Consider the following 8,742-nt stretch of genomic DNA (forward strand, 5'->3'; position numbering starts at 1 on the left):
AGTTCTGGACCTCTGAGGTCCAGAACTCCACACCTGAGGCGCCCCCTCGTTCGAGATCCAGCGCTCGGCGGGGACGGGAGACCCCGGAGGCGGCCGCGCGTGGGGTGGCTAGACCGTGGTTCGGGCGGCGGGCGGGGCTGGGAGCCAGGCGGTGTCCTCGGGGGGCAGCCCCTCGCCCACGCGCCACTCGTTGAGGCGGACCACCCACTGACGGTGCTGCTCCTGCTGCCACTCGTGGACGTCCGCCAGGGTGCGGGCGCCGAGCTCGGGAAAGGCCGCGAACAGGCGGTCGAGCACGGCGAGCGTCGCGAGGACGTCGACCTCCGCGGTGTGCAGTCGGTCGTCCGTCTCGACCCCGTAGTGCGCGCAGAGGTCGACGAGCTTGCGCTTGCCCCGCCGCTCCCGGTCGAGCGAGCGGTCCAGGACGAGCGGGTCGACGACCGGCCCGGGCGCGCGGCCGAGCCGCTCGGCGACCGTCGGCAGCCCCCAACGGACGAGCTCGTGCTCGAGGAGGGTGAGGTCGAAGCACGCGTTGTAGGCGACGACGGGGATCCCGGCGTCCATCGCCCAGGCGACCTCGGTGGCGATCTCCTCCAGCGCGGTGCGCGGGGCCACGCCCTCCGCGCGGGCGTGGTCGGTCGTCACGCCGTGGATGTCGCTGGCGACCGTGGGGATCTCCACCCCCGGGTCGAGGAGCCAGGTGCGCTGCCGGGTGCCGCGCGCGTCACGCAGGACGAGCGCCGCGGTGACGATCCGGTCCCGGCGCGGGTCCACGCCGGTGGTCTCGGTGTCGAACCCGAGGAACGGCCCGTTCGCCCAGGTGTCCATGCCCGCCTCTCCCGCGCGGCGTGTGCGCCGGCGTCGTGGGCACCACTGTGCCGGCGACCACCGACACCGCGGCCGCCGCACGCGCGGGAGGAGGGGCACCGGCTCAGCGCGTGTAGTTCGGCGCCTCGACGGTGAGCTGGACGTCGTGCGGGTGGGACTCCCTGAGGCCGGCCGTGGTGATCCGCACGAAGCGGCCCTTCTCGACGAGCTCGGGCAGGTCGTGCGCCCCGACGTAGAACATCGACTGGTGCAGCCCGCCGACGAGCTGGTAGGCGACGGCCGCGAGCGGCCCGCGGTAGGGCACCTGGCCCTCGATGCCCTCGGGCACGATCTTGTCGTCGGTGTCGACGTCGGCCTGGAAGTAGCGGTCCTTGGAGTAGGAGACACGTCCGCGCGAGGCCATCGCCCCGAGGGAGCCCATGCCGCGGTAGTGCTTGTACTGCTTGCCGTTGACGAAGACGAGGTCGCCGGGGCTCTCGTCGCACCCGGCGAGCAGGGAGCCGAGCATGACGGTGTCCGCGCCCGCGACGAGCGCCTTGGCGATGTCGCCGGAGTACTGCAGGCCGCCGTCGCCGATCACCGGCACGCCGGCCGGCCGGCACGCCTGGGCGGCGAGGTGGATCGCGGTCACCTGCGGGACGCCGACGCCGGCGACGACGCGGGTGGTGCAGATCGATCCCGGCCCGACGCCGACCTTGACGGCGTCCGCCCCGGCGTCGACGAGCGCCTGCGCGCCCTCGCGGGTGGCGACGTTCCCGCCGACCACCTGGACGTGCCGGGTGGCGGGGTCGGTCTTGAGCCGGGTGACCATCTCGAGCAGGAGGCGGGCGTGGCCGTTGGCGGTGTCGGCGACGAGCACGTCGACGCCGGCGTCCACGAGCGCGGTGGCCCGCTCCCAGGCGTCACCGAAGAAGCCGATCGCGGCGCCGACGCGCAGCCGTCCCTCGTCGTCCTTGGTCGCGTTCGGGTACTGCTCGGACTTGACGAAGTCCTTGACGGTGATGAGGCCCCGGAGCACCCCGGCCTCGTCAACGAGCGGCAGCTTCTCGATCTTGTGCCGCGCGAGGAGGGCGGCGGCGTCCTCGCGCGCGATCCCGACCGGCGCCGTGACCAGCGGCATCGGCGTCATGACGTCGCGCACGAGCCGCGTGGCGAACTCCGAGCGCTCGATGAAGGCGGTGTCGCGGTTGGTGATGATGCCGAGGAGCACGCCGCGGTCGTCGACGACCGGCAGGCCGGAGATGCGGTAGCGCCCGCACTGCGCGTCGAGCTCGGCGAGGGTGGCGTCGGGCTGGATGGTCACCGGGTCGGTGATCATCCCGGACTCCGAGCGCTTGACCGTCTCGACCTGCTGGGCCTGGTCCGGGATGGACAGGTTGCGGTGGAGGATGCCGATGCCGCCCTGGCGGGCCATGGCGATGGCCATGCGCGACTCGGTCACGGTGTCCATCGCGGCGGACACGAGCGGGACGCGCAGGCTGATCTCCTTGGTCAGCCGCGCCGTCGTGTCCACCTCGGAGGGGATGACGTCGGTGGCTCCGGGCAGGAGGAGGACGTCGTCGTAGGTCAGGCCCGTGAGGCCGAAGGGGTCGGTGGAGTCGCTCACGGGACGATCCTACGTGCGCCCGCGGGCCGGTGGGTGCCGGGGTCTACTCGCGGACAGCGGCGGTGATCTCCGCCACGGCTGCCTGCGCGGTGCGCACGCGATGGACCTTGCGCAGCCAGATCGCCGGGCTCTGGCTGCCGAGGAGGAAGACCTCGACGTCCCCGCGCTCGGAGGCGCGGGTGACGATCTCCTCCGTGACGGGTGGGTTCCCGATGACGGCGAGGACCTTGGCCTCCCCGGGCGGGAGCCAGCTGTCGAGCTCGACGTCCGCGACGTGCTCCGCCCCGACGACGAGCGCGCCGAGGTCGTTCTCCGCCAGCCCTCCGGCGATGACGTGCGCCCGCACCCGGTCCTCCGGGGCGGCGAGGATGCGCACGGGCGAGGGGCCCGTGACGACGAGCTCGCGGATGGCCTGCATGAGCCCCACGTGCATGACGCCGTGCGGGTCGGTGCCGGGACGCTCACCCAGGCGCCGTCGGCCCTGGTCGACCATGTCCTCGGCGGGCTGGACGAGGTCGGTCCACACGGCGACGACGCCGGCCTGGCGGGTGGCCCGCTGGAGCATCCGGTGGACGCGCCGCAGGTCGGGCTCGACGGCGGCGGCCGCGAGGGTGAGCGGGTCGAGCGCGAGGGACCCGTCGTCGACGGTGACGGCCGGGACCTCGTCGGCGACGGTCTGCCCCTCCGAGCCGCCGGGCTCGGTGGCGATGCGGGCGGCGTCGGCGGGCGCGACCCCGCGCAGGGTGAGCCGGCGCATGGTCTGGAGCCGGGCGACGTCCTCGGGGGTGTAGCGACGGTGGCTGCCGGCCTGGTGCGCGGAGGGGCCGAGGCCGTAGCGGCGGTCCCAGGTGCGCAGGGTCGACGCGGCGACGCCCAAGGTGCGCGCAACAGCTGCCACGGTCAGCGGTGCCGCCTCGAGCCGGGAGTCGCCGCTCCCCGCACCGGGGGTCGCTCGCGCCACCTGTCCTCCTCCGCCTCGACCTCGATCATCCACCCCGACAGAGATTAGGGCACCTCCGCCCCGGGCGCCGAACGCGTCCACCGCAGCACGCCACCGGTGACGCGTGCACCGGCCGTTCGTGAGTCGGTTCCTGAATCACTTCCGGAAGGGACTTGAACAACCCTTGCATCGGTTGCTAGGTTCAACCCATTCGCCCAGGCGGCCCCGAGTCGCAACCCGAACGAAGGAGCGCGGACATGGCAGAGCTCTCGAGGCTCCCCGGCCCGATCATGGATCTGTGGGAGTGGCAGTACCAGGGCAAGTGCCGCGAGGCCGACCCCAACCTCTTCTTCCACCCCGAGGGCGAGCGTGGAGGCACCCGCCGTCGGCGCGACGAGGCCGCCAAGGTCGTGTGCGCACAGTGCCCCGTGATCCAGCAGTGCCGTGAGCACGCCCTCAAGGTGCGCGAGCCCTACGGCGTGTGGGGCGGCCTGTCCGAGGACGAGCGCCTGCAGATCCTGTCCACCCCGCTGCGTCGGGCCAGCTGACTTCCGCGGCGTCGCCGCCGCACGACGACGGGCCCCGGCCCTCCATGACGGAGGACCGGGGCCCGTTGTTCGCGTCCGGACTAGGCGGACGTCACTTCTCGACGACGGCGAGGACGTCGCGCGCGGAGAGGATGAGGTACTCCTCGCCGGCGTACTTCACCTCGGTGCCGCCGTACTTGCTGTAGATGACGACGTCACCCACGGCCACGTCCATGGGGACGCGGTTGCCGCTGTCGTCGACGCGGCCGGGGCCGATGGCGACGACGGTGCCCTCCTGGGGCTTCTCCTTGGCGGTGTCCGGGATGACGAGGCCAGACGCCGTGGTCTGCTCGGCCTCGAGCGTCTGCACGACGATGCGGTCCTCGAGGGGCTTGATGGAGACCGACACTACGGACCTCCCCTTCACATGAGTGGGTACGGAACAAGGTCAGATCGCACCCTCCCCTACCGGGCCGCCGTCGCGGGGGTCGGCCCTGGGTTCGGGTGCTGGCGCTGCAGCAGTGCCGCAACATGCCCAAATCTATGCCCGGGTTAGCACTCGGTCAAGGCGAGTGCCAACGTGCTGCTCCCGTCCGCCGTCCACCTAGGATCGACGGGTGGACCCCAGTGCGCTGAGCAAGCTGCTCTCCCCGGAGGGCTGGGCGCTGCTCGGCCAGCTCCCGCCCTACGACGAGACGACCGCCCTGCGGCTGGCGAGCGGCCTGCGCGAGCGCGGGGTGGACGCCGAGCTCGTCGCCGCGGCGATGACGCAGTCGCGGCTGCGCGCCAAGGGCCGGGCCAAGTTCCGGGAGTTCGCCGACGGGATGCTCTTCACCCAGGCGGGGCTCGAGCAGGCCACCCGGCTCACCGTCGCCGCCCGCCACGCCGCTCGCTACTCCGGGGCCGGCGCCACCCTCGTAGCCGACCTCGGCTGCGGGATCGGCGGGGACGCGATGGCGATGGGGGCGCTGGGGCTGTCGGTCCTCGCCGTCGAGCAGGACGAGCTCACCGCGGCGGTGGCCACCGTCAACACCCGTCACTTCCCCGACGTCACGGTCCGGCACGCCGACGCGATGGCCGTCGACCTGCGCGCCGAGGGCGTGGACGCCGTGTTCGCCGACCCGGCCCGCCGCACCACCGGAGGGCGACGGGTCTTCGACCCCCGGGCCTACACCCCGCCCCTGGACCAGCTGCTCGCGCTGCGTGAGCAGGTGCCCGCCCTCGGCCTCAAGGTCGCCCCGGGCATCCCGCACACGATGCTCCCGCCGGAGAGCCACGCCCAGTGGGTGAGCGTCGACGGCGACGTCGTCGAGGCCGGGCTGTGGTTCGGCGCCCTGGCTCCCGAGGGCCCGGGCCGCAGCGCGCTCGTCCTGCGCGACGGCGGCGCGCACACCCTGGCCGACGACGCCGTCGCCACCGCGGACGCGCCCGTGCGCACGGGTGAGGTCCGCCCGCTCGACCACTACCTCTACGAGCCCGACGGCGCGGTCATCCGCGCCGGGCTCGTCGCCCGGGCCGGCGAGCTCGTCGGCGCCGGGCTGGTCGCGGACTCGATCGCCTACCTCACCGGCCCGCGGCTGGAGGACAGCCCGTTCCTCACCGCCTACCGGGTGCTCGACTCCCTCCCGTTCTCGCTCAAGCCACTGCGCACCTACCTGCGCGACCGTCAGGTCGGCACGCTGACGATCAAGAAGCGGGGCACCGCGGTGGAGCCCGCCCAGCTGCGCCGCCAGCTCTCGCTCAGCGGTCCCGCCAGCGCGACGATCGTCCTCACGCGCGTCGCGGGCCGGCAGACGGTCATCGTCGTCGAGCCGGTCTGAGCGCCCTGTCGTCCTCGCCGGGCACTCGACGGCATCATGGGCCCATGGAGATCCCCTTCGCGCCGTCGGCGCGGTCGACGATCGGCATCGAGTGGGAGCTCGCCCTCGTCGACGCCGACTCCGGGCACCTGCGCCAGGTCGCCCCGACGGTCCTCGAGGGGGTGCGGCCCGCGGGCGCGGACGCCCACCCCAACGTCCACCCCGAGCTCCTGCTCAACACCATCGAGGTCGTCTCCGGGGTGGCCGCGACCGTGCGCGAGGCGGGCACGGACCTCGAGCGCACGATCGAGGAGCTGCGCGCGGTGTGCGAACCGCTGCGGGTGGACCTCATGTGCGCCGGCACCCACCCCTTCGCCCAGTACGACGACCAGCGGGTGACGAACAAGGAGCGCTACGCCACCCTCATCGAGCGCACCCAGTGGTGGGGCCGCCAGATGGTCATCTACGGCGTCCACGTCCACGTCGGCGTCGAGCACCAGCGCAAGGTGCTGCCGATCCTGCGCGCGATGCTCTCCTACTTCCCCCACCTGCAGTCGCTGTCGGCCTCCTCCCCGTTCTGGTCCGGGCGCGACACCGGCTATGCCTCCAACCGCGCGCTGCTCTTCCAGCAGCTGCCCACCGCCGGGCTGCCCCAGCTCTTCGACCAGTGGCAGGAGCTGGAGGCCTACACGCGGGACATGCTCCACACCGGCGTCATCGACCACTTCAACGAGGTCCGCTGGGACATCCGCCCGGCCCCGCACCTGGGCACCCTGGAGATGCGGGTGTTCGACGGCGCCTCGAACCTCACCGAGGTGCTCGCCCTCGCGGCGCTCACCCACTGCCTCGTCGAGCACTTCTCGACGATGCTCGACGAGGGCCGGGAGCTGCCGCGGATGCCCGCGTGGTACCTCCACGAGAACAAGTGGCGCTCGGCGCGCTACGGCATGGACGCCATCGTCATCCTCGACGCCGCGGGCAACGAGCAGCTCGTCACCGACTCCCTCGATGAGCTGCTGCGCACGCTCGAGCCGGTCGCCGACCGGCTGGGCTGCCTGGAGGAGCTCGACGGCGTGCGCACGATCATCCGCAAGGGCGCCTCCTACCAGCGCCAGCGCCGGGTTGCCCGCCGCAACGACGGCGACCTCGACGCCGTCGTCGCCTCGCTCGTCGCCGAGATGAGGGCCGGCCGGCCGCTCTGAGCGTGTCCGCCCGCCGGTCCGGCCGGTCAGGCAGCCGGGTCCGGCGCGGGCCTCCGGGCGGAGGTGGCCGGCCGCCTGCGCACCGAGGGCAGGGTGTAGAGCCCGGGCACCTGGCGCGTGACCCGCTCCACGCCCAGGCTGAAGAGGATCGCCCCGGCGGTCAGCACCAGCGGGAGCACCGGGGCGGCCCAGCCGATCCGCGCAGCGACCGGCTCGAGCAGCGCGCTCAGGACGATCACCGGGTAGAAGTGCAGGACGTAGATCGGGAGCGTCCGGCGCCCCAGGAACTCCAGCCACCACATGGCGGGACTCCTGCTCAGCACCACGGCGAGCGCGACGCCGAAGGCGACGGCGAGGCAGCTCACGCCGAGGCGGACACCCGGGACCCGCATCGCGTCCGCCGCGGACACCGCTGCCGAGACGGCGAGGTAGCCTGCCGCGGCCACGACCGCGTGGCGCGGGCGCACCAGACGTGCTGCGTCCCGGACCCTGGGCCCCAGGAGCGCGGCCGCCAGGAAGAAGACGAAGTACGTCGCGATCTTGTCCAGCGTCATGTTCCCCGTGTCGAGCACGCCGGCCTCGAAGGCGACGGACACCACGGCGGCGAGCGTCAGCTGCGCCCACACCGGCAGCCGGCGGATCGCCCAGGCCACCACGAAGTACAGCGCCAGGGAGTAGATGAACCAGGTGCTGGTGCTCGCGTGGGGCCACACGAGGATCAGGCCGAGCTCGCCCCAGGTCGGCACGTGGTCGAGGTTCGGGAGCACCCGGAACGCCAGCGTCCAGGTGAAGGACCACAGGACGTAGAGCCACAGCAGCAGGAGGACCCGCCGCGCGAGCAGGTGGCGCAGGTCCAGGGAGAGCGCCCTCGCGGCGAAGAGCCCGGCGGTGAAGAAGAAGAGCGGCATCCGGAAGGTCGTCAGCGCGCCGCCGGCCTCTCCCCAGAACCAGGCCAGGCCCACGTCGTCGAGGAAGAAGGCCGCGTGGTAGAGCACGACGAGGATGATCGCGCCCCCCTTGGCGACGTCCACCCAGCCCTCACGAGGCGGCACACCTGTAGTCATGAGGTGACGGTAGCCACGATCCCCTCGCCCGGCGGAGATGACCGGGGGGCCGAGGACGACGGGCGGAGGGTGAGCTCGGGGTGAGGCCTCAGGCGCGCACGAGCGTGAGCGGCATGCCGGAGTCGACCGGGATGTCGATCGCCGACGGCGCGACGCCCGAGCGCAGCATCGCCGAGCCGAGCGCGGCGATCATGGCGCCGTTGTCGGTGCAGTAGCGGATCGGCGGGATGCGCACCTCGATGCCGTGCACCTCGCCACGCTCGGCGAACAGCTCGCGCAGCCGCGAGTTCGCCGAGAAGCCACCGCCGACGACGACGGTCCCCGTGCCGGCGCGCTGGGCGGCGACCAGCGTCTTGCTCACCAGGACGTCGGCGACCGCCTCGGAGAACGAGGCCGCGACATCGGCGGCGGCGAGCTCCTCGCCCGCGTCCTCGACGCCCTCGACGTAGCGGGCCACGGCCGTCTTCAGTCCCGAGAAGGAGAAGTCGTAGGGGTGGCGCACGGCGTCCTTGCCCTTGGACAGCCCGCGCGGGAAGCGGATCGCTGCCCGGTCGCCCTCCCTGGCGAGCCGGTCGACGTGCGGGCCGCCCGGGTAGGGCAGCCCGAGCAGGCGGCCGACCTTGTCGAAGGCCTCCCCCGCGGCGTCGTCGAGCGTCTGGCCGAGCTCGACGACGTCGGTGGCGATGTCGCGCACCTCGAGCAGGCTCGTGTGACCGCCCGAGACGACGAGCCCGACGAAGCGCTCGGGGAACGGACCGTGGACGAGCTCGTCCACG

Annotated in this window: 9 protein-coding genes; 3 read left to right on the forward strand and 6 right to left on the reverse strand. The window is 73.1% G+C overall.

Going from position 1 to position 8,742, the window contains the following annotated elements:
• Positions 1-108 precede the first annotated feature (108 nt).
• The 3 genes from FHE66_RS03965 to FHE66_RS15330 form a co-directional block, all read right to left on the reverse strand.
• On the reverse strand, positions 109-828 hold the full coding sequence (locus FHE66_RS03965; RefSeq protein WP_139071697.1) for an exonuclease domain-containing protein: 720 nt from the start codon (positions 826-828) through the stop codon (positions 109-111).
• Between the two features lie 103 nt (positions 829-931).
• Positions 932-2,434, reverse strand: coding sequence for an IMP dehydrogenase (guaB, locus tag FHE66_RS03970; RefSeq protein WP_139071698.1), 1,503 nt, complete (start codon positions 2,432-2,434; stop codon positions 932-934).
• A 43-nt stretch (positions 2,435-2,477) separates the two neighbouring features.
• Positions 2,478-3,395 carry a MerR family transcriptional regulator gene (locus tag FHE66_RS15330; RefSeq protein WP_139948999.1) on the reverse strand — a complete coding sequence of 306 codons (918 nt, stop codon included), beginning with the start codon at positions 3,393-3,395 and terminating at the stop codon, positions 2,478-2,480.
• 236 nt (positions 3,396-3,631) lie between these two features.
• On the opposite strand from FHE66_RS15330, the gene FHE66_RS03980 reads away from it, so the two are divergent.
• The gene (locus FHE66_RS03980; protein WP_139071699.1) at positions 3,632-3,922 is read left to right on the forward strand and encodes a WhiB family transcriptional regulator; all 291 of its coding nucleotides are present in this window, start codon (positions 3,632-3,634) and stop codon (positions 3,920-3,922) included.
• A gap of 91 nt (positions 3,923-4,013) precedes the next feature.
• Here the strand turns inward: FHE66_RS03980 and groES are convergent, their stop codons facing one another.
• The gene (gene groES / locus FHE66_RS03985; RefSeq protein WP_139071700.1) at positions 4,014-4,310 is read right to left on the reverse strand and encodes a co-chaperone GroES; all 297 of its coding nucleotides are present in this window, start codon (positions 4,308-4,310) and stop codon (positions 4,014-4,016) included.
• Positions 4,311-4,518: 208 nt separating this feature from the next.
• Between groES and FHE66_RS03990 the strand changes: the two genes are divergently transcribed.
• Both FHE66_RS03990 and FHE66_RS03995 read left to right on the forward strand, forming a co-directional pair.
• A complete protein-coding gene (locus FHE66_RS03990) occupies positions 4,519-5,721 on the forward strand; it encodes a class I SAM-dependent methyltransferase (RefSeq protein WP_139071701.1) in 1,203 nt (400 codons plus the stop codon).
• 44 nt (positions 5,722-5,765) lie between these two features.
• Positions 5,766-6,902 carry a glutamate--cysteine ligase gene (locus FHE66_RS03995; protein WP_139071702.1) on the forward strand — a complete coding sequence of 379 codons (1,137 nt, stop codon included), beginning with the start codon at positions 5,766-5,768 and terminating at the stop codon, positions 6,900-6,902.
• Positions 6,903-6,928: 26 nt separating this feature from the next.
• Here FHE66_RS03995 and FHE66_RS04000 read toward each other — a convergent pair whose 3' ends face one another.
• Both FHE66_RS04000 and FHE66_RS04005 read right to left on the reverse strand, forming a co-directional pair.
• Positions 6,929-7,966, reverse strand: a complete 1,038-nt coding sequence (locus FHE66_RS04000; protein ID WP_139071703.1) for an acyltransferase family protein — start codon at positions 7,964-7,966, stop codon at positions 6,929-6,931.
• An 88-nt stretch (positions 7,967-8,054) separates the two neighbouring features.
• Positions 8,055-8,742: tRNA (adenosine(37)-N6)-threonylcarbamoyltransferase complex transferase subunit TsaD (locus tag FHE66_RS04005; protein ID WP_139071704.1), on the reverse strand; the 688-nt coding region annotated here is incomplete at its 5' end.

The sequence above is a fragment of the Georgenia sp. 311 genome (assembly GCF_006151955.1).
GTDB lineage: Bacteria > Actinomycetota > Actinomycetes > Actinomycetales > Actinomycetaceae > Oceanitalea > Oceanitalea wutianyii.